The sequence below is a fragment of the Nonomuraea sp. NPDC050643 genome (assembly GCF_040654715.1).
Taxonomy (GTDB): Bacteria; Actinomycetota; Actinomycetes; order Streptosporangiales; family Streptosporangiaceae; genus Nonomuraea.
The window spans coordinates 40,960-64,631 of the sequence record NZ_JBFAIM010000040.1 but is presented as its reverse complement, the minus strand read 5'-3'; the positions used below and the strand labels follow the sequence as shown (position 1 = coordinate 64,631).

At 72.6% G+C, this 23,672-nt stretch carries 24 protein-coding genes; 15 read left to right on the top strand and 9 right to left on the bottom strand.

All coding sequences use genetic code 11. The features are described from left to right. Genes AB0I15_RS39980 through AB0I15_RS39970 form a run of 3 tightly spaced genes read left to right on the top strand, consistent with a single transcriptional unit; the run spans position 1 to position 2,444 of the window. Complete coding sequence (locus AB0I15_RS39980) at positions 1–1,419, top strand: aldehyde dehydrogenase family protein (protein ID WP_358107925.1); 1,419 nt, start codon at positions 1–3, stop codon at positions 1,417–1,419. Beyond that, complete coding sequence (locus tag AB0I15_RS39975) at positions 1,409–1,606, top strand: hypothetical protein (protein WP_358107922.1); 198 nt, start codon at positions 1,409–1,411, stop codon at positions 1,604–1,606. Before AB0I15_RS39980 ends, AB0I15_RS39975 begins: the two co-directional genes overlap by 11 nt. After that, positions 1,599–2,444 (top strand): aldehyde dehydrogenase family protein, encoded by an 846-nt coding sequence (locus AB0I15_RS39970; protein WP_358107918.1) that lies wholly within the window; start codon positions 1,599–1,601, stop codon positions 2,442–2,444. Before AB0I15_RS39975 ends, AB0I15_RS39970 begins: the two co-directional genes overlap by 8 nt. On the opposite strand, the gene AB0I15_RS39965 is transcribed toward AB0I15_RS39970, so the two are convergent. Beyond that, the gene (locus tag AB0I15_RS39965; protein ID WP_358107915.1) at positions 2,335–3,879 is read right to left on the bottom strand and encodes an MFS transporter; all 1,545 of its coding nucleotides are present in this window, start codon (positions 3,877–3,879) and stop codon (positions 2,335–2,337) included. The genes AB0I15_RS39970 and AB0I15_RS39965 overlap by 110 nt on opposite strands. A 71-nt stretch (positions 3,880–3,950) precedes the next feature. Beyond that, positions 3,951–5,393 carry an amidase family protein gene (locus tag AB0I15_RS39960; protein WP_358107912.1) on the bottom strand — a complete coding sequence of 481 codons (1,443 nt, stop codon included), beginning with the start codon at positions 5,391–5,393 and terminating at the stop codon, positions 3,951–3,953. Between the two features lie 56 nt (positions 5,394–5,449). Between AB0I15_RS39960 and AB0I15_RS39955 the strand changes: the two genes are divergently transcribed. Continuing rightward, complete coding sequence (locus AB0I15_RS39955) at positions 5,450–6,631, top strand: pyridoxal-phosphate dependent enzyme (protein WP_358107909.1); 1,182 nt, start codon at positions 5,450–5,452, stop codon at positions 6,629–6,631. Here the strand turns inward: AB0I15_RS39955 and AB0I15_RS39950 are convergent. Genes AB0I15_RS39950 through AB0I15_RS39940 form a run of 3 tightly spaced genes read right to left on the bottom strand, consistent with a single transcriptional unit; the run spans position 6,621 to position 10,037 of the window. Then, complete coding sequence (locus tag AB0I15_RS39950) at positions 6,621–7,259, bottom strand: hypothetical protein (RefSeq protein ID WP_358107906.1); 639 nt, start codon at positions 7,257–7,259, stop codon at positions 6,621–6,623. The genes AB0I15_RS39955 and AB0I15_RS39950 overlap by 11 nt on opposite strands. Then, positions 7,256–9,697 (bottom strand): ATP-dependent helicase HrpB, encoded by a 2,442-nt coding sequence (gene hrpB / locus AB0I15_RS39945; RefSeq protein WP_358107903.1) that lies wholly within the window; start codon positions 9,695–9,697, stop codon positions 7,256–7,258. Before hrpB ends, AB0I15_RS39950 begins: the two co-directional genes overlap by 4 nt. Next, on the bottom strand, positions 9,684–10,037 hold the full coding sequence (locus AB0I15_RS39940; protein WP_358107900.1) for a helix-turn-helix transcriptional regulator: 354 nt from the start codon (positions 10,035–10,037) through the stop codon (positions 9,684–9,686). Before AB0I15_RS39940 ends, hrpB begins: the two co-directional genes overlap by 14 nt. Before the next feature lie 90 nt (positions 10,038–10,127). On the opposite strand from AB0I15_RS39940, the gene AB0I15_RS39935 reads away from it, so the two are divergent. After that, positions 10,128–11,276, top strand: coding sequence for an MFS transporter (locus tag AB0I15_RS39935; protein WP_358107897.1), 1,149 nt, complete (start codon positions 10,128–10,130; stop codon positions 11,274–11,276). Here AB0I15_RS39935 and AB0I15_RS39930 read toward each other — a convergent pair. Beyond that, positions 11,228–11,839 (bottom strand): TetR family transcriptional regulator, encoded by a 612-nt coding sequence (locus AB0I15_RS39930; protein WP_358107894.1) that lies wholly within the window; start codon positions 11,837–11,839, stop codon positions 11,228–11,230. The two genes, AB0I15_RS39935 and AB0I15_RS39930, sit on opposite strands and share 49 nt — an antisense overlap. A 125-nt stretch (positions 11,840–11,964) precedes the next feature. Between AB0I15_RS39930 and AB0I15_RS39925 the strand changes: the two genes are divergently transcribed. Both AB0I15_RS39925 and AB0I15_RS39920 read left to right on the top strand, forming a co-directional pair. Further along, complete coding sequence (locus tag AB0I15_RS39925; protein ID WP_358107892.1) at positions 11,965–12,390, top strand: hypothetical protein; 426 nt, start codon at positions 11,965–11,967, stop codon at positions 12,388–12,390. A 99-nt stretch (positions 12,391–12,489) separates the two neighbouring features. Further along, positions 12,490–13,197, top strand: a complete 708-nt coding sequence (locus tag AB0I15_RS39920; protein ID WP_358107889.1) for a hypothetical protein — start codon at positions 12,490–12,492, stop codon at positions 13,195–13,197. Here AB0I15_RS39920 and AB0I15_RS39915 read toward each other — a convergent pair. Together AB0I15_RS39915 and AB0I15_RS39910 are read right to left on the bottom strand one after the other, a co-directional pair. Beyond that, on the bottom strand, positions 13,166–13,996 hold the full coding sequence (locus tag AB0I15_RS39915; RefSeq protein WP_358107886.1) for an undecaprenyl-diphosphate phosphatase: 831 nt from the start codon (positions 13,994–13,996) through the stop codon (positions 13,166–13,168). The two genes, AB0I15_RS39920 and AB0I15_RS39915, sit on opposite strands and share 32 nt — an antisense overlap. Positions 13,997–14,107: 111 nt before the next feature. Continuing rightward, a complete protein-coding gene (locus tag AB0I15_RS39910) occupies positions 14,108–14,995 on the bottom strand; it encodes a MurR/RpiR family transcriptional regulator (protein WP_358107883.1) in 888 nt (295 codons plus the stop codon). Positions 14,996–15,115: 120 nt separating this feature from the next. On the opposite strand from AB0I15_RS39910, the gene AB0I15_RS39905 reads away from it, so the two are divergent. From AB0I15_RS39905 to AB0I15_RS39880, 6 genes are read left to right on the top strand one after another with little or no spacing between them, the layout of a single operon-like run. Further along, complete coding sequence (locus tag AB0I15_RS39905) at positions 15,116–16,249, top strand: C45 family peptidase (protein ID WP_358107880.1); 1,134 nt, start codon at positions 15,116–15,118, stop codon at positions 16,247–16,249. Beyond that, positions 16,246–17,853 (top strand): ABC transporter substrate-binding protein, encoded by a 1,608-nt coding sequence (locus AB0I15_RS39900; protein WP_358107877.1) that lies wholly within the window; start codon positions 16,246–16,248, stop codon positions 17,851–17,853. The genes AB0I15_RS39905 and AB0I15_RS39900 overlap by 4 nt, the downstream gene beginning before the upstream one ends. Positions 17,854–17,857: 4 nt before the next feature. Continuing rightward, the gene (locus tag AB0I15_RS39895; protein ID WP_358107874.1) at positions 17,858–18,772 is read left to right on the top strand and encodes an ABC transporter permease; all 915 of its coding nucleotides are present in this window, start codon (positions 17,858–17,860) and stop codon (positions 18,770–18,772) included. Continuing rightward, a complete protein-coding gene (locus tag AB0I15_RS39890; RefSeq protein WP_358107871.1) occupies positions 18,769–19,605 on the top strand; it encodes an ABC transporter permease in 837 nt (278 codons plus the stop codon). Before AB0I15_RS39895 ends, AB0I15_RS39890 begins: the two co-directional genes overlap by 4 nt. Then, positions 19,605–20,546: an ABC transporter ATP-binding protein gene (locus AB0I15_RS39885; protein ID WP_358107868.1), complete on the top strand. Its 942-nt coding sequence runs from the start codon at positions 19,605–19,607 to the stop codon at positions 20,544–20,546. The genes AB0I15_RS39890 and AB0I15_RS39885 overlap by 1 nt, the downstream gene beginning before the upstream one ends. After that, positions 20,546–21,310: an ABC transporter ATP-binding protein gene (locus AB0I15_RS39880; protein ID WP_358107865.1), complete on the top strand. Its 765-nt coding sequence runs from the start codon at positions 20,546–20,548 to the stop codon at positions 21,308–21,310. Before AB0I15_RS39885 ends, AB0I15_RS39880 begins: the two co-directional genes overlap by 1 nt. Here AB0I15_RS39880 and AB0I15_RS39875 read toward each other — a convergent pair. After that, the gene (locus AB0I15_RS39875; RefSeq protein WP_358107862.1) at positions 21,307–22,116 is read right to left on the bottom strand and encodes an NmrA family transcriptional regulator; all 810 of its coding nucleotides are present in this window, start codon (positions 22,114–22,116) and stop codon (positions 21,307–21,309) included. The genes AB0I15_RS39880 and AB0I15_RS39875 overlap by 4 nt on opposite strands. A gap of 75 nt (positions 22,117–22,191) precedes the next feature. Here AB0I15_RS39875 and AB0I15_RS39870 point away from each other — a divergent pair, with 75 nt between their 5' ends. Both AB0I15_RS39870 and AB0I15_RS39865 read left to right on the top strand, forming a co-directional pair. Continuing rightward, positions 22,192–23,112 carry an AraC family transcriptional regulator gene (locus AB0I15_RS39870; RefSeq protein WP_358107859.1) on the top strand — a complete coding sequence of 307 codons (921 nt, stop codon included), beginning with the start codon at positions 22,192–22,194 and terminating at the stop codon, positions 23,110–23,112. After that, on the top strand, positions 23,109–23,615 hold the full coding sequence (locus AB0I15_RS39865) for an HAD domain-containing protein (RefSeq protein WP_358107856.1): 507 nt from the start codon (positions 23,109–23,111) through the stop codon (positions 23,613–23,615). The genes AB0I15_RS39870 and AB0I15_RS39865 overlap by 4 nt, the downstream gene beginning before the upstream one ends. The last annotated feature ends 57 nt before the right edge of the window (positions 23,616–23,672 follow it).

Genomic DNA, 23,672 nt, shown 5'->3' with positions numbered 1-23,672 from the left:
ATGTTTGAGTATGCACCGGCACCCGAGTCGCGCGACATCGTCGACCTGAAGTCCTCCTACGGGCTGTTCATCAACGGTGAGTTCGTCGACGGCTCCGGCACCCCGTTCAAGACCGTCAACCCGGCCACGGAAGAGACGCTCGCGGAGGTCGCCACGGCCTCCTCCGACGACGTGGACCGCGCCGTCCAGGCGGCGCGCAAGGCGTTCGGCGCCTGGAGCGCGCTGCCCGGCGCCGAGCGGGCCAAATACCTGTTCAGGATCGCGCGCATCATCCAGGAGCGGGCGCGGGAGCTCGCCGTGCTGGAGTCGCTCGACAACGGCAAGCCGATCCGCGAGTCCCGCGACGTGGACCTGCCGCTGGTGGCGGCCCACTTCTTCTACTACGCGGGCTGGGCCGACAAGCTGGCCTACGCCGGGTTCGGCACCAAGCCGCTGGGCGTGGCCGGGCAGGTCATCCCGTGGAACTTCCCGCTGATGATGCTGGCCTGGAAGATCGCCCCGGCGCTGGCCTGCGGCAACACGGTGGTGCTCAAGCCGGCGGAGACCACGCCGCTGACCGCGCTGCTGTTCGCCGACATCTGCCGCCAGGCCGACCTGCCGCCCGGCGTGGTGAACATCGTCACCGGCGCAGGCGAGACCGGCGCGGCCGTGGTCGCGCACCCCGACGTGAACAAGGTGGCCTTCACCGGCTCCACCGACGTCGGCCGGATCATCGCCAGGGCGGTGGCCGGCACCGGCAAGAAGCTCACGCTGGAGCTGGGCGGCAAGGCCGCGAACATCGTGTTCGAGGACGCCGCCATCGACCAGGCCGTCGAGGGCATCGTCAACGGCATCTTCTTCAACCAGGGCCACGTGTGCTGCGCCGGGTCGCGGCTGCTGGTGCAGGAGTCGGTCGAGGAGGAACTGCTGACCGCGCTCAAGCGCCGGCTGAGCACGCTGCGCCTGGGCGACCCGCTCGACAAGAACACCGACATCGGCGCCATCAACTCGGCCGAGCAGCTCGCCAAGATCCGGCGGCTCAGCGACATCGGCGAGTCGGAGGGGGCCGAGCGGTGGTCGCCCGCGTGCGAGCTGCCCGGCAAGGGCTTCTGGTTCCCGCCGACGCTGTTCACCGGGGTCGCGCAGTCCCACAGCATCGCCAGGGAGGAGATCTTCGGGCCGGTGCTGTCGGTGCTGACCTTCCGCACCCCGGCCGAGGCGGTGGAGAAGGCCAACAACACCCCCTACGGGCTCTCCGCCGGCGTGTGGACCGAGAAGGGCTCGCGCATCCTGTGGATGGCCGACAGGCTCCGCGCGGGTGTGGTCTGGGCCAACACGTTCAACAAGTTCGATCCGGCGTCGCCCTTCGGCGGCTACAAGGAATCCGGGTACGGCCGCGAAGGCGGCCTGCACGGGCTGGAGGCCTACCTTGACGTGTGAGCACCGCCGTCCCCGGCGGGCCCGGCGCCGGGCCCAGGCCACCAGGGACCACGCCTTCGCCAGGGCCGGCCGTCCCGTACGCACCGGCTGGTACGCCCACCGCTGCGGCGTGAGCCGGTGCGGGCAGGTCTTCGTGCCGGTCCAGATGTCGCAGGAGTCCATGTGGAGGGGGCGCGGCGATGAGTAGGTTGTCCGTCAGAAAGACCTACAAGCTGTACATCGGAGGGGCGTTCCCACGCTCGGAGAGTGGGAGGTCCTACCCGGTGACCTCGGCCAAGGGCGAGTTCCTCGCCAACGCCTCGCGGGCTTCGCGCAAGGACGCCCGTGACGCCGTGGTGGCCGCCCGCAAGGCGTTCCCCGGCTGGTCGGGCGCGACCCCGTACAACAGGGGGCAGATCCTCTACCGCGTCGCCGAGATGCTGGAGGGGCGGCGCGCGCAGTTCGCCGAGGAACTGGGCGTCGGCAAGCGGGCGGCGCTGGAGCAGGTGGACGCCGCGGTCGACCGGCTGGTCTGGTACGCGGGGTGGTCCGACAAGATCGCTGCCGTGCGCGGGGCGGCCAATCCGGTGGCGGGCCCCTACTTCAACCTGTCCTCGCCCGAGCCGACCGGTGTGGTGGCCGTGGTCGCGCCCGACGATCCGCTGCTCGGGCTGGTGTCCGTGGTGGCCCCGGCGATCGTGACGGGCAACACCTGCGTCGTGGTCGCGTCCGAGCCGTCCCCGCTCGCCGCGATAACCCTGGCCGAGGTGCTGGCCACCTCCGACCTGCCCGGCGGCGTGGTCAACCTCCTCACCGGGCAGCGGGCCGAGCTGGCCCCCTGGCTGGCGGCGCACATGGACGTCAACGCGATCGACCTGACCGGGGTCGCGGACGACGACCTGGCGCTGCGCTGCGAGCAGGCGGCGGCGGAGAACCTCAAGCGCGTCCTGCGGCCCGCCCGGGAGGAGTGGACGGCCGATCCGGGCACGGGCCGGATGACGAAGCTCCTGGAGACGAAGACGGTCTGGCACCCGATCGGGATCTGAGCACCGGTCCGGAGCCGGGCGCCGGTCCCGGCCTGAGCGCCGGTTCCGGGGTCGGTTCCGGGGTCGGTCCCCGCGTCGGTTCCGGCGTCGGTTCCGGACGGGTTTCGCGGGCGGTGGCGCGCCACAGCAGGCCGCCGCCCGCCGTTCCCAGCAGGGCGATCGCGCCCGCCACCACGAATGCGGTACGCAGGCCGTCCAGCAGGCCGGTGTGCGCGGAGGCGATCGCGGTCAAGGCGGCCACGCCGATCCCGCCGACGAAGGCGGGCATCTGCGCGAGGCCGCCCGCCACCCCCTGGTCGGCCGGGCCGAGCCCGGAGGTGATCGCGGTGACGGCGGCCACCACGGTCAGCACGTGACCGAACCCCATCGCCGCCGACGTGGGCAGCAGCACGCCGAGCCCCGCCTGTGCCGGCAGGAACGCCATCGCCGCCGTCCCCGCCGCCTGCACGCTCAGCCCGAGCACCACGGCCGGCCCGGCGCCGCGCGCGCCGATCACCCGGGCGGCCACCCCGCCCGCCAGCAGCGCCGCCACGCCCTCCCCGAGGAAGGCGAGCCCGCTCCGCAGCGCGGACCACCCCAGCACGTCCTGCATGTACACGCTGAGCAGCAGTGTCGCCCCACCACACATCGCGTACGTGACCAGCGCCGTCCCCATCCCCCACAGCACGGTCGGCCGCCGCAGCAACCGCGGGGGCACCAGCGGCGCGGCATGCCGGGCCTCGACCGCGAAGAACACCCCCAGCAGCAGCCCGGCCGCCACGACGCTCACCCAGGAGCCCGCCGAGATGCCGTAGACCAGCGCGAACAACCCGGCGCTCGCCAGCACGGCGCCGGGCACGTCCAGCCGGGCCACGCCCGCGCCCCCGGCCCGCGGCACCACGGTGAACACCCCCGCCAGCACCACCAGGCCGATGACGACCAGGACGATCATGGTCCAGCGCCAGCTCAGCCCGCTGGTGACCAGGCCGCCGCCGATCGTGCCGGCCACGAACCCGAGCGACAGCAGCGCGCCGTTCACCGCCATGGCCCTCGTCCGGCGCGGGCCCTCGGCGAAGGCGGTGGTCATCAGGGCCAGCGCGGCCGGTCCGATCGCGGCCGCCGCCACGCCCTGCCCCGCGCGGGCCCCGACCAGCACCGCCGGCGCCGGGGCCAGGGCCGCCAGCAGTGAGAAGCCGGTGAACGCCGCCACGCCCAGCGCGAACGACCTGCGCCGCCCCACCACGTCCGACACCCGCCCGAACAACGGCATCAGCGCGGCCGTCGGCAGCAGGCAGGCCGTCACCACCCACTGCAGGTCACCCCGTGTGGCGAAGCCCAGGTCGCGGCCGATCTCCGGCAGGGCGACCGTGATGATCGAGTAGTCGAGCCCGGTCATGAACGTCGCGCCGCAGAGCGTGAGGAGGACCGGCCACTCGCGCACTCCAAGTCTTTCCATGCGGCCCAGGTTGTGCCAGGCGCGCGATCGGAGGCAGCACCCTGTCGGGGGTACACCTGCCAGGTGCAGGCTCAGAACGAGAAGCCGGGCGGGCGCAGCGGCGGGTGGGCGGCCTGGAGCTGGGCGGCCAGGCCGAGCAGGTGCGGCTCGCCGCCGGGCGGGGCGATGAGCTGGACGCCGATGGGCAGCGCGGTCGAGTGGGTGGCCAGGGGGACGGTGATCGCGGGCCAGCCGCACATGTTCCAGGCGCCGGTGGCGGGGGCGTAGCGGATGTTGGTGAGCGCGTTGCGCAGGAAGCCGCGCTCGCCCCAGCGTTCGGCCTTCGGCGGCACGGCGGCGAGGGCGGGCGTGATCAGCACGTCGGCGTCGCCGAACCACTGGTCGGCGCCGTAGCCGCTCCAGCGCTGACGGCCGCGTACGCCGTCGAGCTTGAGCGCGCCCAGCACGCGGCCGACGCGGGCGAGCCCTCTGGTGCGGGGTTCGAGGCGCTGCCGGTCGAGCCCGTCGGCCGACAGGCCGGCCCGGACGAGCCAGGTCGCGATCGTGGCCGGGCCCAGCCAGGCCGGCAGCCTGCGCCCGTGCTCGACCACCGTGTGCCCGGCCACCCGCAGCGTCTCCGCCGCCCCGCGGACGGCGGACCGGAACTCCTTGTCCATGGACAGCCCGTGGGGCAGTGGCTGGGGGGCGTAGGCCACCCGCAGGTCGAACGGCTCCGGGCCGCCGGGCGGCGGCTGGGGCTCCCACACCTCGTCGTCGTCGGCCCAGACCGAGCGCAGCATGCGCGGCGGCGGTTCGACCCGACGGCCGCCGCGCCACGCCTCGGCCAGCGCCGGGTCGGCCGCCAGCACGGACAGCGCGAGTGACAGGTCCGCGGTGGTCGTGGCCAGCGGGCCGTTCTCGGTGAGCCGGTCCCAGTCGTCCGTGGGCGCGGGCACCAGGCCGGTGCCCGGCTTGATGGCCAGCACGCCGCAGCAGGCCGCCGGGATGCGCAGCGAGCCCATGCCGTCGTTGCCGAGCGCGATCGGCACCATGCCCGCCGCCACGGCCGCGGCGCTGCCCGCCGACGAGCCGCCCGCCGTACGGGAGGTGTTCCACGGGTTGCGCACGATGCCGTAGGCGCTGTCGCCGAACGCGACGAGCCCCAGCTCGGGCAGGTTGGTCAGGCCGATGACGATCGCGCCGGCGGCACGCAGGCGGGCGACCGTCACGTGGTCCTCGGGCGCGGGCGTGTCCGCCGTGACGGCCGACCCGCCGCGCGTGGACTCCCCGGCCACCTCCAGGTTGTCCTTGACGGCCACCGGCACGCCGGCGAGCGGCAGCTCCGCCAGGTCTCGCCGTTTCTGCAGCGCCTCGGCCTCGTCCACGGCCTGCTCTCTGACCAGCCGGAACGCCTCCACCATGGAATCCCGCTCCGAGATGACGTGGAGATGCTCCTCGACGACGGTCGCGGCCTTGACGTCTCCATTCCGGACGGCCGTCGCGATCTCGATGGCGGACCTGCCTGCCCACAACATGACTAGAGTGTGCAGCTTTTCACTCTTGGTTGCGAGGCTCGATAGGGTCGATCCACGTGAACGGACCTTCGCTAGCCCTCCGCCAGCGCTCCCTGGGCGACCCATCGGCCGAGTTCCGGCTGTTCCCGCCACTGACGCGGGGCTGCCCCGTGACCAGCACCGCCGAGATCGCCTACCCGCTGGAGGTCGTCTACGACTACGCCCGGGTGGACAGGGACCTGTTCACCCAGGAGCCGGGCACGGACATCGCGCGATGGTCGCCCCTGCTGCCGCCGCTCGACGTGCCCACGCTGGGGGAGGGCGGCACACCGCTGGTCGCGTTCGACGACGTCTACATCAAGGACGAGTCGCGCAATCCGACCTGGTCCCACAAAGACCGGCTGAACCGCGTCGCGGTCAGCGCCGCCGTCCGTGCCGGCGCGCCGGGCGTGGTGGTGGCCTCCTCCGGCAACCACGGGGCCTCGGCCGCCGCCTACGCGGCCCGCGCAGGGCTGCCCGCGATCGTGCTGACCTCGGCGGATTCGCCGCCGGCCGCGCAGGCGTTCGCCCGCGCGTACGGCGCCAAGGTCGTCTCCATGCCCGCCGACGCCCGCTGGCCGCTGCTGCGGGAGGTCGTGGACCGGCTCGGCTACCACTCGGTCAGCAACCAGACCGTCACGCACACCGGCCACCCGTTCGGCCCCGAGGGCTACAAGACGATCGCGTACGAGTTGTTCCTGCAACTCGGCCGGATACCCGCGGCCGTGTTCGCGCCCACCGGCTACGCCGAGTTGCTGTTCGGGATCTGGAAGGGGTTCACCGAGCTGCGACTGCTCGGGCTCGCGGAGCGGACGCCGCGGATGTTCTCCTGCGAGACGGCCTCCGGCGGCCCCCACGCGCGGGCGCTGGCCACCGGCGCGGACGCCGCGGTCGTCGAGCTGGGGCGGCCCAGCGACGCGTACGGCATCGCCGGCACGGTCGGCGGCTACCGGGGTGTGCTGGCCGTCCGCGACAGCGGCGGCGAGGCGGTGCTGGTCACGGACGAGGAGATGCGCAGGGCCCAGCGCGACCTGGCCCGGCAGGGGCTGTGGCAGGAGCTGTCGGGCACCGCCGGGCTGGCCGGCTACCGCAGGCTGCGGCGGGACTTCGGCGGGCCCGTCGTGTGCGTCACCACGTCGAGCGGGTTCAAGGACGTCGGCGTCGGGACCGAGGAGCATCCCGTCGTGGAGAACCCGACGCTCGACGATCTCATGCCTTGAGCCAGACCCTGAGCGGGCCGATCGTGCTGAAGCCGTGCTCGACGGCGGGGGCCGGGTCGCTCTCGTAGCCGACCAGGGGGCGGCCGGGGAACAACCTGGCCGCCATGGCCAGCGTGCCCGGCCAGGCGTCGTCGCCGAACACGTTGGAGACGCCGACCGATGCGCCGTTGGGGGTCAGCACGGCGCCGCAGCCCTCCCGTCGTCCGTACACGACGGTGGCCTCCGCCAGCAGCGGCGGCAGGAACAGGCCCCGCACGTCGCCGCCGAAGCACTCCTGCTCCCATGCGGTGAGCGTGGCGGCGTCCTCGACCACCTCCCACCCGGTGGCCGCCGACGCGGGGGCCGGGCGGTGGATCCACCGGGCCTCGAACAGCACGTCGAAGCCGGGCAGGTCGAGCGTGGCGAAGCTGTCCTTGACCGAGGCGCCCGCGCTCGCGTCGATGTGGCCGAGCACGTCGGCCGCGCTCGCGTGGGGGGAGAGCGTGACGGCGTCGGGGTAGAAGGGCGGGGTTCTGGCCGGGTTGGTCCACGCCCTGGTCGCGAACGTGCCGGGCCGGCCGTGGGCGCGGCACATCAGGTCGCACCAGGCGGCGTTGTCGCGGACCGCCTCCGTCAACGGGTCGGTCATGGCCTGCCTTTCGTGCGGCGGGTGGGCGGGGCCGTCAGGGGGTCCTCCGGCCAGGGGTGCTTGGGGTAGCGGCCGCGCATCTCCGCGCGTACGGAGCGGTAGGCGTCGCGCCAGAACGAGGCCAGGTCCGCCGTGACGGCCAGCGGGCGGCCCGCGGGGGAGAGCAGGTGGACGAGGACCGGCACGCCCGCGATCCGCGGTGTCTCCTGCCAGCCGAACAGCTCCTGCAGTTTCGCGGCCAGGACCGGCTGCTCGCCCGAGTAGTCCACGCGGATGTTCGAGCCGCTCGGCACCTCCAGGCGTTCGGGGGCCGTCTGGTCCAGGCGTTCGCTCCACGGGATCAGGCGCTTGAGCGCCGCCGCCACGTCGATGCGCTCCACGTCGGCGCGGCGGCGGGCCCTGGACAGCTCGGGCTCCAGCCACTGGTCGGCCAGGTCGATCAGCGCGTCCATCGGGGGCCAGGGAGCGCCTATCGCGCGGTGGCAGAAGGCCAGGCGGTCGCGCAGGTCCCTGGCCTGTTTCGTCCAGGTGAGGAGGTCTTCGGCGCGCAGGCCGTACAGGATGGCCTCGCGGACGTCGGCGTTCCTGAGCGGGGTGGCGGACAGCTCGATCGCGCCCAGGCGCTCGACCGTGCGGGCGGACACGTCGCCGCGGCGCTCGCCCGGCGGGACGCGCCAGGTGATCTCGTCCTCGACCGTGGTGCCGGTCGCGAGCCTGGCGGTGGCCTCGTCGATCACCACGGCCTGCCGGACGCGCGCCGAGGCCGAGCCGGTGGGGCGGTCGGCGATCGCGATGGCCAGCCATTCGGCGGTGCGCAGCTTGGAGTTGTCGGGGAGTTGGGCCTGGGTGCCGGAGGCCATGAGATGGCCGCCGCCCCGCCGGCGCGCCACGCGCTCGGGGAACGCCAGCGCGACCGCCATCCCGGCCAGCTCGTCGTCGCTCCTCCGGGCTCCCGTCGCCGTGGCCGTGGCCGTCGCCGTCGCCGTCGCCGTCGCCGTCGCCGTGCGGCGCAGGCGCTTGGTCTCCTGACGCCAGCGGGCCGCGAAGCCGGTGCCGCCGCGGCGGGCGGCGCGCCAGACCTCCACCAGGTCGTCGGGCGCGTCGCGCGGGAGCTGCTCCGACAGCAGGGCCACCACCTCGGCGGCCTCCGGGCCCAGGTCGAGCAGGGCCCGCGCCAGCCGCGGGTGCACGCCCGCGAGCGCCATCCGCCGCCCCCGCTCCGTCACCCGGTCCTGCCCGCCGAGCGCGCCGAGCGCCTCCAGGGTGCGCGTGGCGGCGGACATCGCGGCCGGTGGGGGCGGGTCCAGCAGGGCCAGGCCGGTCGCGTCGGGCACGCCCCAGCAGGCCGCCTGCAGCGCGAACCCCGTCAGGTCCGCGAGCACGATCTCCGGCCGGGCGTGGTCGGCGAGGCGCTCGTGCTCGGCCTCCGTCCAGCAGCGGTAGACCGCCCCGGGGGCCTCCCGGCCGGCCCGCCCGGCCCGCTGGCCGGCCGACGCCTTCGACACCCTGACCGTGGTGAGGGAGCCGAGGCCCCGGGCATGGTCGGTACGCGGCTCGCGGGCCAGCCCGGAGTCCACCACCACGCGCACCCCGGGCACGGTCAGGCTCGACTCGGCGACCGACGTGGCCAGCACCACCCTCCGCGCGGTCCCCGGGGCCAGGACGGCGTCCTGGACGTGCGGTGGCGCCTGGCCGTGCACCTGGAGGACCTCCACGTCACCCGCCAGCATCCCGGCCACCCTGGCGATCTCGCCCACGCCCGGCAGGAAGCACAGCACGTCGCCGTCGCGTTCGGTGAGCGCGCGGCGGACCACCGAGGCCACGTGCGACAGGAGCGCGGGGTCGACGCGCAGGCCGTGGGGCGGGGCGACCGGGCGGCCGGGCGGGGCCCACACCGTTTCGACGGGATGGGTGACGCCGGTGGCGGCGACGACGGGGCCGCCGAGCAGCTCGGCCCACGGGGCGGCGTCGGCGGTCGCGGAGGTGGCCAGGAGGCGCAGGTCGGGGCGGAGCGTGTCGCGTACGTCGAGCAGGAACGCCAGCGCCGTGTCCGCGTCGAGGTGCCTTTCGTGGCACTCGTCGAGCATGACCGCGTCGACCCCGCCGAGCTCCTGGTCGCGCTGGAGCCGCTGCAGCAGCACGCCGGTCGTGACGACCTCGACCATGGGGTTCGCGCCCGTGTGCCGCTCGCCCCTGATCGTGTAGCTGACGCCCATCCGCCGGGCCGCCGCGCGTACGGCCAGCCGGCGCGGCTCGGCCACCAGCACCCGCAGGCCCGTCTCGGCCAGGGCGAGCGGCACCACCGTCGTCTTGCCGGTGCCCGGCGGGGCGGTCAGCACCGCGCTGCCGTGCCGGTCGAGGACGGAGAGCAGCTCGGGCAGCACGTGCCGGATGGGCAGCGCGCCGGTCGGGTCGGCGGGCGCGTCAGGAGCCCGCATGGGCCTCGATCCCGAAGCCGGGCCGCAGCGCGGACGGGGTCGCGGACAGGATCGAGCCGAGCAGCCCGGGGAAGCGGGCGTCGAGGGCGTCGCGGCGCAGGCTGATGTACTTGAGCCGCCCCTCCTGCTTGGACATGATCACGCCGGCCTCCCTGAGCGCCCGGTAGTGGTGCGAGGCCGTCGACTTGTGCACGCCGAGCGCGTCGCCGGCCTCGCCGCACGTCATCTCCCCGCACTCGGACAGGCGGATGACGATTTCGAGGCGGACGGGGTCGGACAGCGCCCGCAGGACCTCCGTGAGCTGGATGTCCTCCGTGGCGGGGTGCGGTAGCAGGCGCATGGTTGAACCCTACCTCCGTCTTATTGTTTGACAACGATCCAACTATAGGTCAGTTTGATGGGCATCCAACTTTTCTGCTGGAGGCTTTCCATGAGTTCGCGGCTCTATCCGCTCGCCGCCGGAAATTTCGCCATAGGCACCGGCATGTTCGTGACGGCCGGGCTGCTGCCCCCCATCTCCGCCGACCTGGGGATCTCCGTGTCGGCGGCGGGGCAACTGATGACGGTCTTCGCTTTGGCGTACGCGGTGCTGTCGCCGTTGCTGGCCGCCCTGACCGCGCGGTTGTCCCGTAAGACGCTGTTGTTGCTGGCCTTGGGCGTGTTCGTGGCGGGGAACGTGCTGACCGCGCTGGCTCCGACGTACCCGCTGGTCCTGGCCACGCGGGTGGTCGCGGCGGCGGGGGCGGCCATGTTCACGCCCACGGCGTCGGGCGTGGCCAACGCGTTGACCGCCCCGGAGCGGCGCGGACGGGCGCTGGCGCTGGTGATGGGCGGGCTGACCGTCTCGTCGGCGATCGGCGTGCCGCTGGGCACCTGGCTGGGGTCGGCCGCGAGTTGGCGGGCCACGCTGTGGATGGTGGCGGTGCTCGGCGTGGCCGGGTTCATCGGGGTGGCCGCCGTGGTGCCCCGGGTCACGATCGCCACGTCGGGGCGGTTGCGGGAGCGGTTCGCGCCGCTGGGGGACCGGCGGGTGCTGGCGGTGCTGGGGTCGCAGTTGCTGCTGTTCGGGGCGGCGTTCAGCGCCTATACCTACATCGGGTCGCTGTTCGACCTGCCGCTGGCGGCCGTGCTGTGGGCGTGGGGGGTCGGCGGCATCGTGGGCAACCAGCTCGGCGGGCGGTTCACGGACACGTACGGGCCGCGCAAGGTGGTGCTGATCAGCATGGCGGCGGGCACGGTGTTCATCGCCCTCATCCCCGTCGCGAACCTGGGGCTGCCGATCGCGCTGGTGTGGGGCTTCCTGTGGGGCGCGCTCGGCTGGCTGGCGGGTCCGGCCCAGCAGTTCAGGACCGTCGCGGCGGTGCCCGGCAACGTGCCGATCGGGCTGGGGCTGCTGTCGTCGGCCCAGTACGTCGGGCTGTTCCTGGCCGGGATCGCCGGAGGGGCGGCGCTGGACGCGTACGGGAGGACGGGGGTGGTGGTGCTGTCGGCCGGGACCGGGCTGGTGGCGCTGTTGTTCACCCTGGTCACCTATCGGGAGTCGGCCGTCTCCGCCAAGGTCAGCGTGCCGGTCAGATAGCGCTGCAGCGCGGGCGCGACGGCGGCCGCGACCAGGTGGGCCGGCGTCGAGGCCAGCGGCTCCACCTTGAGGACGTAGCGCATCATCGCCAGGCCGATCATGTGCGAGGCCGCCAGCAGGGTCCGCAGCTCGGCGTGGTCCTGTGACAGGTTCCGCATGAGCGGGCCGAGCAGCTCCGTGCGCATCAGGTCCTTGAGCAGGTCGGCGGCCGCCGGGGTGGCGGCGGCCGCCTGCAGCACGGCCTTGAGCGTGGGGCCGTGCGCCGGGTCCTCCCACAGGCTCAGGTAGCGCGCGGCCAGCCGCTCGGCGATGTGCGCCTCGTCGCCGTCGATGGCCTCGACCATCAGCGTGACCGGCATGCTCTCCTTGATCGCGGCGGCGAACAGGCCGTCCTTGCTGCCGAAGAAGTGCATCACCAGCGCCGGATCGACGCCCGCCGCACGGGCCACGGCCCTGATCGTGGTGCCGCCGTAGCCGTGGGCCACGAACGACTCGATCGCCGCCGTCAGGATCTGCTCCTTGGTCCGCGGGTTGCCCGGACGCCTGCCACGCTCTTCGGCCATGAATCTATTCAACCATGTGGAATTCGGCTGCCCGGGTGGCGGCCTCGTGGCGGCCTGCCGCTCGATCCGCGGGGGCGGCGCTTCGGTGTGCCCGTCCTCGGCGTCCGTCGGCCAGAATGGCGGGCGTGCCAGACGACCGCGACCCGATCGACGAGCCCGTTCCCGGCGCCGAACCGGAGCCCGTCCCGCCGACCGGCGATCCCCGTGCCGAGCCGGCTCCCTTCGGGCTCGTCGTCCTGCTGACGGTGGGCTCGGCGGTGGCGGTCATGGTGCTGGCCGCGCTGCTGTCCCACCCGCCGGGGCTGACGTTCCTGCTGTTCGGGCCGATCGCACTCGTGGTGTTCGAGGTGGTGGCGTACGACGTGTGGTGGCGGCGGTGGTGGGGCGCGGTCCCGGGGGCGGTGGCGGGGCTGGCGGTCTACTTCGAGGGCCGCACGGCGCTGGCCGACGTCGTCGGCGACACCTGGGCCCACCCGGTCGCGTACGTCACCGCCTGGACCCTGTTCGCCGTCGTCTTCGCCCTGTGCAGCCGCTACCCCCGGACGGTGTGACTCCGGGGCGGCGTCCCGATCTTCTCCTCCCGGCAGGGGACGGGCGGTCGCCCCGCAGGCGGACGACGGGCGGCGGGCCGGACACCTACCGTCGGCGCCATGTTGAACAACCAGGTGACCTTCCGGCGGGTCGCGGCCGGAGTCCTGCTCATCGCGGCGCCGCTGCTCCAGGCCGTCGCCGTCGTCGTCGACCCCGGCACCTGGGGCGACGACCGGGAGGCGGTCAGCTTCGGGGAGAACCCCGCCCTCGCCCAGACCCAGTCCGTGCTCTACCACTGGAGCTGGATGCTCATGGCCGTGGCCGTGCTCGGCCTGACGCACCTCACCAGGCGCAAGGCCGTCCGGCTCGGCCACGTGACCGGGGCGCTCACGATGATCGGCTATCTGCAGCTCTCCGGGCTGCTGCTGAGCGACCCCGTGGAGTGGTGGCTGGGTCAGCGCTACTCGCCCGAGGAGGCCCAGCGCATCATGGACGAGATGCTGGGCCTGCCCGGCGTGATCTTCGGCTTCCAGATGCCGTGGATGTTCTTCGGCTTCATCGGCCTGCCGGTGCTGGTCGCGGCTGTGTGGCGGGCCGGGTTCGTGGGCTGGTGGGCGCCCGTGGTCGTGGCCGCCGGCTATCTGGGGTCGTTCGCGGTCCCGTACGGCCCGGCGACCGTGCCCTTCTGGGTCGCGCCCGTCGCCGCCCTGGGCTGGATCGGGCTGAAGATCCTGCGCATGGGCGACGAGGCGTGGGCGGCGTACTACCCGGCGGCGCTCCCGGCCACCGGGCGCCTCAGCCCTGAGCCGGAATCCAGCCCGCGGTGACCGCGAGGATCACGAAGAAGCCGAGGATGATCCGGTAGATGACGAAGCCGGTGAAGCGGTGGGTGCTGATGTAGCGCAGGAACCAGGCCACGGCCGCGTAGCCGACGATGAACGAGATGACCGTGGCCAGGATCGTGGGCCCCCACGCGGGGGCCTGGCCCTCCCCGATCTCGGTCAGCTCCAGCGCCCCCGACGCCAGCACCGCCGGGATGGCCAGCAGGAACGAGTATTTGGCCGCGTCTTCACGCCGGTAGTCGAGCAGCAGGCCCGCGGTCACGGTGCCGCCCGAGCGGGACACGCCGGGGATCAGGGCCAGCGCCTGGGCGAAGCCGTAGACGATGGCGTGGGGGAAGCTGAGGTGCTTCTCCAGCGTGAGCTTGTTGCGGGCGGTGCGGTCGGCGAACCACAGGATGAGCGCGAAGACGATCAGCGTGGTGCCCACCAGGCGCAGGTCGCGGAAGACGGTCTCGATCTGGTCTTTCAGCAGCAGGCCGAGTATGGCGATGGGCAGGGTGCCGACGATGACGTACCAGCCCATGCGGGCCGCCCAGTGGCCGCGCAGGTCCTTGTTGAACAGGGAGCGCGTCCAGGTCGAGATGATCTCCCAGATCTCCTTGCGGAAGTAGATCAGCACGGCCGTCTCGGTGCCGAGCTGGATGACCGCCGTGAACGCCGCCCCCGGGTCCTGCCAGCCGGCGAAAGCGGAGACCACACGGATGTGGGCACTGGAGGAGATCGGCAGGAACTCCGTCAGCCCCTGGACCAACCCCAGAACCACCGCTTCTAGCCAGCCGATCACGACGACACCTCTCAGAACGCGGGACGCTCAGAGGATCGTAGTGGCTCCATGGCGGGCGAACTCCGTGGACGCCGGAGGGGTGAGTGACGAACGCGGCAATTCAGCTGATGTTCATCTGCTGGTCGGGCGGGGGCCGATGAGCTGCTCTCGTAAGGCGCTGAGCTGATGGGAGTGCTCGACGGAACGGGACTCGTCGAGCGAGTCGAGCGCCAGCAGCAGCGCGTCGGCCACGATGATGCCGGTCAGCGGCTCGGCCGTGATGCCCGTGGGGGTGTGCGGGGCCGCCAGGACGGCGTCGACGCGGTCGGCGAGCGGGCCGACGAGCTCGTCGGAGATCAGCACGATGCCGGCCCCCACCGCGTGCGCCCGGTCGATCAGCACGGTGATCTCCTTGAGCCTGCGGGCCGGTTGGAAGATCACCAGCACCTCGCCGTGCGCGAGCGAGAGCAGGTCGTCGGCCAGGGAGAAGCCCGTCGCCGACACGGCGCGCGCCCGGTGGCCGCGCCGGTTGAGCTTGAGCGCCAGGTGACGGGCGGCCGGCTCTGAGGCGCCCGCGCCGTAGACGAACACGCCGGGCGCGTTGACCAGCAGCTCGACTGCCTTCTTGAACGTCTGCGGGTCGAGCAGCCTGCTGCAGTGCTCGACGCGCTCGCGGGCCTCGTCGAAGACCCGCTCCCAGATGCCCGACAGGTCCTGGCCGACGTGGCTGATGCGCTGTTTGAGCCGGACGTCGGGGGCCACCGCCGAGGTGAACTCGGCCGCCAGCGCCCGCTTGAGCCCCGGCAGGCCGCCGAAGCCGAGGCGCTGCATCGTGCGCACCACGGTGGCGTTGCTGGTGCCCGTCGCGCTGCCCAGCTCCTGCGCGCTGGCGAACAGGATCTGCTCGGGCGAGGCGGAGATCAAGTAGTGGCACACCGCCCGCTCGGCCGGCGACAGCTCGTCCCAGAGCTGCCTGACCTGCGCCCTGAGCTGCTCGACTGGGCTGTGTGTATTTTCCATTACAGCTCTTGACTCCCGTGTAGCGCTCATTACTCTTGGCCTTGGAAACGACCGCTACAGACTCGCCGCCCCCTGAAATGAACGTTACAGGGTCCCGGCCGGCCGGTCCAAGGAGCACCATTGAGCCTCACTTCCCTGCCCCTCGTCGAGATCTCGGGCGCTCCACGTGAGCGCGGGCGGCAATACGGCGAGCAGGCGCGCGTGCGCATCGAGCGGGCGCTGACCTACTACGCGGAGGCGTTCGCGCACTCCAGCGGCCTGTCGTGGGGGCAGGTCCTCGAGCGGGCGGCGCGCTGGGCCGAGCCGAGCAGGGCCTTCGCCCCCGAACTGGTCGAGGAGATGGAGGGCATCGCCGAGGGCGCCGGGATCGGCTTCCTCGACGTGCTCGCGCTCAACGCCCGCGGCGAGATCATCTACGACACCACCTTCAGCTCCATGGAGCCCGACGGGTGCACGTCGTTCGCGATGATGGGCGAGGCGTCCGGCGACGGCCACGTCTACGCCGGCCAGAACTGGGACTGGCGCCACGGCGTGCGCGACACGCTGATGGTGCTCAGGGTGGTCCAGCCCGGCAGGCCCACGGTGATCATGCATGTCGAGGCGGGGCAGGTCGGGCGGCAGGGGGCCAACTCGGCGGGCATCGCGCTCAACGCCAACGGGCTCGGCGGGCGCTTCGACGACTCGGTGGGCGTGCCGCAGACGCTGATCAGGCGGCGGGTGCTCGACAGCGGCGACCTCAACGCCGCGCTGGAGGCGCTGACCAAGTCGCGGGCCCACATCGCCAGCAACGCGCTGGTCACGCATCGCGACGGGTTCGCGATCGACCTGGAGACCACGCCGGGCGCGGTCGGCTGGATGTATCCGACCGACGGGCTGCTCGTGCACGGCAACCACTACCAGGCGTTCGTGCCACCCCAGCTCGCCGCCTCCTACCGGCCCGGCTCGGCCGACTCGCTGTTCCGGGTGCCGAGGGCCGAGGGCGGGCTGCGGGCCGTACGCGAGGCGTCCGGCACCGACGAGGCCCGCAAGCGGATCAGGCTCGCCATGTCCGACCACCTGGGCTACCCCGAGTCCCTCTGCACCCACCCCGACGAGACCCAGCCCGCCGTCAAGCGGTGGGCGACCCTGCTGTCGAGCTGCGTCGACCTCACCACGGGCGACTACTTGATCGCGGCCGGCACGCCCTGCGACCACGAGTACGAGCGCGTGCCCTGGAACCTCTACGACGGACCGCCTGGAGAAGTGACCCCGTGAAGAGACTCATCCCCCTGGTCGCCGTTGCCGGCCTGGTCGCGGCGTGCGGCGGCCCCGCCGCCACGACCAAGGCACCCGACCCCGCCAAGCTCACCCTCGTCGAGCGCACGGCCAAGGCCGCGGGCCCGCTCGAGAACGCCGTGTGGCTGCTCGACGAGGAGCCCGGCACCCTCGACCTCGACGCCGACGGCGGCACCCCCAACCGCACGGTCATGGCCAACGTCTGCGAGCGTCTCATGCAGACCCAGCCCGACATGACGGTCAAGCCCTGGCTGGCGGAGAAGGCCGAGCAGCCCGACCCGAAGACCATGGTGCTCACGCTGCGCCAGGACGCCACGTTCCACGACGGCTCGCCGGTCACGGCCGACGACGTGGTGTGGAGCCTGAAGCGGCACTCGGGCGAGGGCATGGACGAATCCGACGAGTTCGACGACGTCGCGTCCGTCACCAAGACCGGCGAGCACGAGGTCACGATCGCCTTCAAGAAGCCCAACGCGCTGTTCGTCCAGGCCATCGCGGGCGGGGCGGGCATCGTGCTCAACAAAAAGGTCGTCGACCGGCTCGGCAAGGACTATGGCACCCCCGGGCACGACGACGCCTGCAGTGGGCCCTACCGGCTCAAGGAGTGGGTGTCGGGGTCGAAGATGACGATCGAGCGCTACGACGCCTACTGGAACAAGGACGTCAAGCCGCTCACCAAGAGCGTCACGTTCCAGTGGGCCGACGACACGGCGCTGGTCAACAGCCTGGTGACGGGGGCCGCGCAGGGGGCCTACCTGTCCGACACCGGGCCCGCGGTGGCGCTGCAGAGCAACCAGGCGGTCAGCGTGGCCTATGGCGCGACCACGCGGGTGTTCGTGCTGCTGCCCACCGATCGCGGCGTGATGAAGGACCCGAAGATCCGCCGGGCGCTGTCGCTGGCCGTCGACCGGGCGGGCATCGCCAGGTCCGGGTTCGCGGGGCTGGCCAGGCCGTGGAAGGTGCCGGTCGGGGCGGGGGCGTGGTCCTACGAGAAGGAGGCGTTCCAGGCGGCCTACGACCAGCTCCAGGGCGCGCCCGACTCGCCGCGGCTCGAGGAGGCCAAGAAGCTGGTCCAGGAGGCCGGGTCGCCGAAGGAGCCGATCATCGTGGCGACCGACGGCGAGCAGTCGCGCACGGTCATCGCCAACGCCGTCGTCGACGCGGCCAAGAAGATCGGCCTGAACGTGCAGATCAAGTCCGTCCCGGCGTCCGAGTTCGGCAGCTTCTACACCGACAAGTCACTGCGGGCCCAGGTCGACCTCGTCCCCGACGACTGGTACATCACCAAGTCCGACCCCATCGGCTTCTACGACAACGGCCTGAGCGGCTCGGCCAACAACTGGGTCGGGTTCAGCTCGCCCGGCTACGACGAGCTCGTGGCCAAGGCGCTGGAGACCACCGACGACGCGGCCCGCGCCAAGGACGTCATCGAGTTGCAGCGGCTCTTCACCGCCGACATGGTGTGGATCTCGCTGGTCGAGGTGCCCAACGCGGTCGTGCTCGGCGGCAAGGTGAGCGGCCCGCCCGCCTCCCAGGTCCACATGGGCTACCCGTGGGCGGTCGACCTCGGGGCCAAGGGCTGAGCCAGTGGTCCGCAAGCTGGCCGGGCTGGTCGCCACGCTGCTCGCCACCTCGTTCGTGATCTTCGGGGCGTCCTACGCGGCGCCCGGAGATCCGGTGACGTTCCTGGCGGGCGGCAAGGAGAACCTGAGCCCCGAATACCTGGCGGCCATCCGCGCCCAATACCACCTCGACGACCCGTTCCTGGTGCAATACGGGCGCTGGCTCGGCGACGCGGTGACCGGCGACCTCGGGCGCTCCACGCAGTACAACGACCAGGTCTTCGACCTGCTGCTGGCCCGGCTGCCGAGCACGCTGGGGCTGGTGGCGTACGCGGCGGTGCTGTTCGTGGTGTTCGGGGTCGCGCTCGGGGTGCTGGCGGCGGTGCGCGGCGGCCGGACCGACTCGGCCGTCGTCGCGGGCACCACGTTCGCCACGTCCGTGCCGTCGTTCGTCATCGCCACGGCGCTGATCTCGCTGTTCGGCGTGCAGCTCGGCTGGTTCCCGGTCATGGGCGGCGGCTCGCTGTGGCACCTGACGCTGCCCGCCGTGACGCTGGCGCTCGGCGCGCTGGCCATCATCAGCCGCGTGACCAGGCAGTCCATGATCGAGCAGCGCGAGCTCGACCACGTGAGCGTGGCCCGCGCCTCGGGGCTGTCCGAGCGGCTGATCGTCGTCCGGCACGTGTTCAGGGGCGCGCTCGGGCCCATCGTGACCATGTGCGGCCTGGTCACCGCCGGGATGCTGGCCGGGACGGTGACCGTGGAGACCGCGTTCGGCCTCAACGGCATCGGCTCGCTGCTGGTGCACGCGATCAACACCCACGACTTCCCCGTGACACAGGCCGTGCTGCTGCTCATGGTCACCGCCTACATCGCGGTGACCACGCTGGTCGAGCTGGCGCAGCCGCTGATCGACCCCAGAGTGAGGAGGCGGGCATGACGGTCGCCACGCTGTCCATCCGGCCCGCGCGGCCCGTCGGCTACTGGCTGGCCACCGCCTTCCTCGGGCTGGTCGTGGTGGCGGCGGCGCTGGCGCCGCTGGTGGCCCCCTACGAGCCGGACGCGGTCGACTTCGCCGCCACGCTCGCGCCGATGGGCCCCGGCCACCTGCTCGGCGCCGACCAGTCGGGCCGCGACCTGCTCACCAGGGTCCTCTACGGCGCCCGCACCTCCCTGATCGGCCCCCTGGCGCTGCTGGCCATCGCCTCGGTCCTCGGCGTCGCCCTCGGCACGCTGGCCGCCTGGCACCGGGGCTGGGTCGACACCGTGGTGTCCCGGCTGACCGACGTCATGTACGCCTTTCCCGGGCTGCTGTTCGTGGTGCTGATCGTGGCCGTGTTCGGCAACGGGATGACGACGGCGGTGGTCGCGCTCGGGCTGGCGTACACGCCGACGATCGCCAAATACACCAGGAGCGTCGCGCTGGCCGAGTGCGGCAAGCCGTACATCGACGCCTACCGGGTGCAGGGCATGGGCGGGTTCACGATCTGCGTGCGGCATCTGGTGCCCAACATGGCGCGCTCGATCGTCGGCTACCTGGTCGTGCTGTTCGGCGAGGGGCTGATGAGCCTGGCCACGCTGAGCTTCCTCGGGTTCGGGGCGCAGCCGCCGTCCTCCGACTGGGGGCTGATGGTCAAGGAGGGGCAGCCGGCGATCGTGCAGGGGGCGTTCCTGCCGGTGCTGGTGCCGGGCGCGGCCATCGCTCTGGTGGTCGTGTCGTTCAACGTGATCGGCGTGCGCGTGGCCGACCGCATGGGCGTGAGGGGGACGTGATGCTGCTCTCCGTGGAAGGGCTGACGATCGAGGCGGGCGGCCGGCGGCCGATCCTGCGCGAGGTGTCGCTCACGGTCGGCAAGGGCGAGATCGTGGGCCTGGTGGGCGAGTCCGGCTCGGGCAAGTCCACGATCGCCCGCTCGGTGCTGCGCCTGCTGCCCTCCGGCGCACGCGTGTCCGGCCGGGTGACGGTGTCGGGCGACGACGTGCTGACCATGTCCCCGGCCGCGCTGCGCGACCTGCGGGCCGCGCAGGTGTCGATGATCTACCAGGATCCGCGCTCGTCGCTCAACCCGGTCCGCCGGATCGGCGACTTCCTGACCGAACGCATGGTCCACACGCTGGGCCGCCCCAAGGCCGAGGCCCAGGCGCGGGCCCTGGAGCTGCTGGCGGCGGTCGGGATGCGCGATCCGGAGCTGCGCCTGCGGCAATATCCGCACGAGCTCTCCGGCGGCATGCTGCAGCGCGTGGTCATCGCCGCCGCGCTGGCCGCCGACCCGGCGCTGCTGCTGGCCGACGAGGCGACGAGCGCGCTCGACGTCACCACCCAGGCCGAGACGCTCGCGCTGCTGCGCCGGGTCCAGGCGGAGCGGTCGCTCGGCATGCTGTTCATCACACACGACCTGCAGCTCGCCGCCGCGTTCTGCGATCGGGTGCACGTGCTCTACGCGGGGACGGTGGTGGAGTCGCGGCCGGCCAAGGAGCTGTTCGAGGACCCCCGCCATCCCTACACCGCGGGGCTGCTGGCCTGCACGCCGGAGCTGGGCGACCCCCGCCCCATCCGGCCCATCCCCGGCCGCCCGCCCTCGTTGGACGACGCGTTCACCGGCTGCCCCTTCGCCCCCCGGTGCCCGCACGCCGCCGACGCGTGCGCGCAGTGGCGGCCCGAGCCCGTGACCGTATCCGGCGGCTCCGCCGCCTGCCGCCTCGTGGAGGCCTGATGCTCGCCGTACGCGACCTGTGCAAGACCTACGGCGCCACGGCCGCCGCCGACGCGGTCTCGTTCGACCTGGCCGCCGGCGGCTCGCTCGGCCTGGTGGGCGAGTCGGGCTCGGGCAAGACCACCATCGCCCGCATGCTCGTCGGCCTGGCCACCCCCGACTCTGGCACGATCACCGTCGGCGGGCGGGAGCGCCGGGCGAAGGAGCGCGGCAAGGCCGCCAGGCTGCGCAGGGCCCGGGAGATCCAGATGGTGTTCCAGGACCCGTACATCTCGCTCGACCCCCGGCTGACGGCCGCCGAGTGCCTGCACACGGCGCTCAAGCTGCACGACAGGCCGCGGTCACGTGCCGCCGAGCTGCTCGAGCAGGTGGGGCTCGGCAGCCGGGAGGCGGGGGCGCGGCCGCACCGGCTCAGCGGCGGCCAGCGCCAGCGCCTGGCGATCGCCAGGGCGCTGGCGGTGGAGCCGTCGGTGCTGGTGCTCGACGAGGCCGTGGCCGCGCTCGACGTGTCCATCCAGGCGCAGATCCTGGAGCTGCTGGCCCGGGTGCGGCGGGAGGCGGGGGTCGCGCTGCTGTTCGTCAGCCATGACCTGGCCGTCGTGCGGCACCTGTGCGAGGAGACGCTGGTGCTGCATCGGGGGGTGGTGGTGGAACGGGGTCCGGTGGAGCGGGTGCTGGCCGAGCCGGAGCACCCGTACACCCGGCTGCTGCTCGACTCCGTGCCGCGGCCCGGCTGGGACCCGGCACGGGTGGTGCGGTCCTAGGACTTCCATACGTGGGCGTTGGCCCTGGCGTAGTCGGCGAAGTCGCGGGCCGGGCGGCCGAGGGCCTCGCGCACGCCGTCGGTCAGGCCGGCGTTGCGGCCGTCGAGGATCTCCGTGAACAGCGCGGCCAGGCCGTGGGCCTCGTCCTCGGTCGCGCCGTTGGCCATGGCCGTGGCCACATACTCCTCCGGTGACACCCGGACGAACGAGACCGGCCGCCCGATCGCCTTGGCGAGTTCGTCGCTCACCTCGGCGAACGTCAGCAGCCTCGGTCCCGTCAGCTCGTACAGCCTGCCGGTGTGGCCCTCCTCGGTGAAGGCCGCGACGGCCACGTCCACGATGTCCTCGACGTCCACGAACGGCTCGGGGATGTCGGCGGCGGGCAGGGCGATGACGCCGCCGAGGACGGAGCCGGTGAGGAAGTCCTCGCTGAAGTTCTGCATGAACCAGCTACAGCGGAGCACCGTCCACTCGGCGCCCGACTCCCGCACGGTCTGCTCGCTCGCCTGCGCCTCCGCCTCGCCGCGGCCGGACAGCAGCACCAGCCTCCGTACGCCGCTGCGCACGGCCAGCTCCGTGAACGCCTTGACGTCGTTGTACGCACCGGGGAAGGCCAGGTCGGGATAGTAGGAGACATAGGCGGCCGTGACGCCGTCGAGTGCGCCCCGCCAGGTGGAGCGGTCCTGCCAGTCGAAGGCCGGCGTGGCCGAGCGGGAGCCGATCCGTACGGGCAGGCCGAGCGCGGTGAGCCTGTCAGCGATGCGGCGGCCGGTCTTGCCGGTCCCGCCGAGTACCAGGATTGTCATAAGTCCAGTAAGTCACCATGCTGTTAAGACGCTCCATAGTTGAGAAGCGCAATCCCATATGCGATCGTCTAGCTCATGGATCAGCTCGCCGCGCTACTGGACGGGCCGAGGGCACGCGGCGCCTTCCTCCTCCGCTCGATCCTGGATCCGCCCTGGTCACTGCGCATTCAGGACGAGGCTCCGCTGTCGGTGACGGCGCTGGTGCGCGGGCAGGCGTGGGTCATCCTCGACGGCGACGAGCCCGTACGCCTGCGGCCCGGCGAGGTCGCGATCAACCGGGGGCCGGAGCCGTACACGGTGGCCGACGATCCCGGCACCGAGCCGCAGATCGTCATCCACCCCGGCCAGCGCTGCACCACGCTCGACGGCGAGTCGCTCTACGAGGCCATGGACCTGGGCATCCGGTCGTGGGGCAACAACCCCGACGGCGAGACCGTGCTGCTCACCGGCACCTACTCCATGGAGGGCGAGGTCAGCAGGCGGCTGCTCGAAGCGCTGCCCCCGCTGATCGTCCGGCCGGGCGACCCGATCATCTCGCTGCTCGGCGCCGAGATCGTCAAGGACGAGCCGGGGCAGGAGGCCGTCCTCGACCGGCTGCTCGACCTGCTGCTCATCGCGGTGCTGCGGGGCCACTTCGCCACGAACGAGGCGCCCGCCTGGTACCGCGCCATGAGCGACCCCATCGTGGGCAAGGCCATGCGCATGCTGCACAACAACCCCGCCCACCCGTGGACGGTCGCCACCCTGGCCGCCGAGGTGGGCGTGTCGAGGGCCTCGCTGGCCAGGCGGTTCACCGAGCTGGTCGGGGAGCCGCCGATGTCCTTCCTCACCGACTGGCGCCTGGCCCTGGCCGCCGACCTGCTGCGCGAGCCGGACGCGACGATCGGCTCGGTCGCCAGGAAGGTCGGCTACGGCAGCCCGTTCGCGCTCAGCGCGGCCTTCAAACGCGTACGCGGCGTCAGCCCCCAGGAACACCGGGCCGGAGCCGTTAAGTGAAACCTCTGCTCCTGCTCGACGTGGACGGCGTGCTCAACCCGATGGCCCGGCCCACCCCCGACTTCCGCCGCTACCGCTGCACGATCGGCACGAACGTCTACACCGTCCACCTCAACCCCCGGCACGGCCGCCGCCTGCTCGACCTGGCCCTGGCCACCCGCTCCGAGCTGGTCTGGGCGACCACGTGGGAGCAGCACGCCAACGACTGGATCGCTCCCAGGATCGGCCTGCCCTCGCTCCCGGTCATCCCCATGAGCCCCGACGTGCCCAGCGAACACGGGGAGATGTTCAAGACCCGTCACGTGGCCGAATACACGGGCGGCCGTCCGTTCGTCTGGTTCGACGACCAGGTGTGGGCGGAGGACGAGGAATACCTCAGGGTGCATCAGGGTCTGGATGATTTCCTCCTCATCCACGTGGACCCCAGGCATGGACTGACCAGCCGACATCTGGGCATGGCACATGAATGGCTGACCCTTACAGGGTTTTCTCAGGGTTCGTGACGGGAGTCCTGCGGCTCGGCCGTCCGTTCTTCAGGTAGGTCACAAACCACACGGAGG

Coding starts and splice junctions, on each gene's coding strand:
- AB0I15_RS39980 (WP_358107925.1), top strand. CDS start 1: ATGTTTGAGTATGCACCGGCACCCGAGTCGCGCGACATCGTCGACCTG.
- AB0I15_RS39970 (WP_358107918.1), top strand. CDS start 1,599: ATGAGTAGGTTGTCCGTCAGAAAGACCTACAAGCTGTACATCGGAGGG.
- AB0I15_RS39965 (WP_358107915.1), bottom strand. CDS start 3,879: ATGGAAAGACTTGGAGTGCGCGAGTGGCCGGTCCTCCTCACGCTCTGC.
- AB0I15_RS39960 (WP_358107912.1), bottom strand. CDS start 5,393: ATGTTGTGGGCAGGCAGGTCCGCCATCGAGATCGCGACGGCCGTCCGG.
- AB0I15_RS39950 (WP_358107906.1), bottom strand. CDS start 7,259: ATGACCGACCCGTTGACGGAGGCGGTCCGCGACAACGCCGCCTGGTGC.
- hrpB (WP_358107903.1), bottom strand. CDS start 9,697: ATGCGGGCTCCTGACGCGCCCGCCGACCCGACCGGCGCGCTGCCCATC.
- AB0I15_RS39940 (WP_358107900.1), bottom strand. CDS start 10,037: ATGCGCCTGCTACCGCACCCCGCCACGGAGGACATCCAGCTCACGGAG.
- AB0I15_RS39935 (WP_358107897.1), top strand. CDS start 10,128: ATGAGTTCGCGGCTCTATCCGCTCGCCGCCGGAAATTTCGCCATAGGC.
- AB0I15_RS39930 (WP_358107894.1), bottom strand. CDS start 11,839: ATGGCCGAAGAGCGTGGCAGGCGTCCGGGCAACCCGCGGACCAAGGAG.
- AB0I15_RS39920 (WP_358107889.1), top strand. CDS start 12,490: ATGTTGAACAACCAGGTGACCTTCCGGCGGGTCGCGGCCGGAGTCCTG.
- AB0I15_RS39910 (WP_358107883.1), bottom strand. CDS start 14,995: ATGGAAAATACACACAGCCCAGTCGAGCAGCTCAGGGCGCAGGTCAGG.
- AB0I15_RS39890 (WP_358107871.1), top strand. CDS start 18,769: ATGACGGTCGCCACGCTGTCCATCCGGCCCGCGCGGCCCGTCGGCTAC.
- AB0I15_RS39885 (WP_358107868.1), top strand. CDS start 19,605: ATGCTGCTCTCCGTGGAAGGGCTGACGATCGAGGCGGGCGGCCGGCGG.
- AB0I15_RS39880 (WP_358107865.1), top strand. CDS start 20,546: ATGCTCGCCGTACGCGACCTGTGCAAGACCTACGGCGCCACGGCCGCC.
- AB0I15_RS39875 (WP_358107862.1), bottom strand. CDS start 22,116: ATGACAATCCTGGTACTCGGCGGGACCGGCAAGACCGGCCGCCGCATC.
- AB0I15_RS39870 (WP_358107859.1), top strand. CDS start 22,192: ATGGATCAGCTCGCCGCGCTACTGGACGGGCCGAGGGCACGCGGCGCC.